Here is an 879-nt window from a genome sequence, read left to right as displayed (position 1 = left end):
GCATTTGCCTTAGTTTCGACGATTTCTGGATCGTCGTCTTCTGCAGCATAGTAGGGGACCACAAAAGGTGTCAGCATGACGCTCGATGGTAGAAAGTGTTTCATATCGACTCAAAACGAATAACAGAATCATTTCTATACTGAAATTAATAAAACAGTACGTTGAAGCGGATCATTTTTGAGTTAAGCTGAAGTTTCCTTTGGCATTCGTGAGTAGTAGGTCACATGAAATCCGTGCAATTTCGCTTCACACTTTATGGCTGCATTGCCATCCTCTCTTGGAGTTGCTTACTGGGTATTGCAAGGCTCGTAACCGAAAGTTTAGGGCCAGTAGGTGGGGCGGCGATGTTGTATTCGCTAAGTTCAATCTTTTTATTGATTGTGGTGGGCATCCCAAAGTTATCTTACTTTTCTCCGAAGTATCTGATAGTTGGCGGCGCAATGTTTGTTTGCTATGAGATCTTTCTTGCGCTTGCTCTTGGGTATTCGAATTCGCGAGCTCAAGCGATTGAGGTATCTATCGTCAACTATTTATGGCCCGCACTGACGGTGTTGTTTGCAGTATTGGGTAGCAACAAAAAGCCAAATTGGCTGTTGTATCCAGCAGTAACCCTCGCGTTTATTGGTGTGGCTTGGACTGTGAGTGGCGATAACGGTTTATCCCCGACGCAAATCATCTCGAATGTAAGCAGCAATCCGCTGGTGTACTTCATGGCGTTCACTGGCGCGGTGATTTGGGCGGTTTATTGTAATCTCACACAGCGACAACAATCGAAGCACAATGCGATCACGTTGTTTTTTATCGCAACTGCGGTTTCGCTTTGGGTTAAGTACGCATTTGCGGATGAGCCTACAATGACGTTCTCATGGTCAGCTCTTG

General features: G+C 45.2%; 1 protein-coding gene. It reads left to right on the top strand.

Translation table 11 applies throughout. The features are described from left to right. Positions 1 to 224 precede the first annotated feature (224 nt). The coding region (yddG, locus tag R7O13_RS25260; protein WP_318304994.1) for an aromatic amino acid DMT transporter YddG at positions 225 to 879 on the top strand (655 nt) is incomplete at its 3' end.

The sequence above is a fragment of the Vibrio sp. Y176 genome, from assembly GCF_033438945.1.
This window is presented reverse-complemented; position numbering and strand designations above follow the sequence as displayed.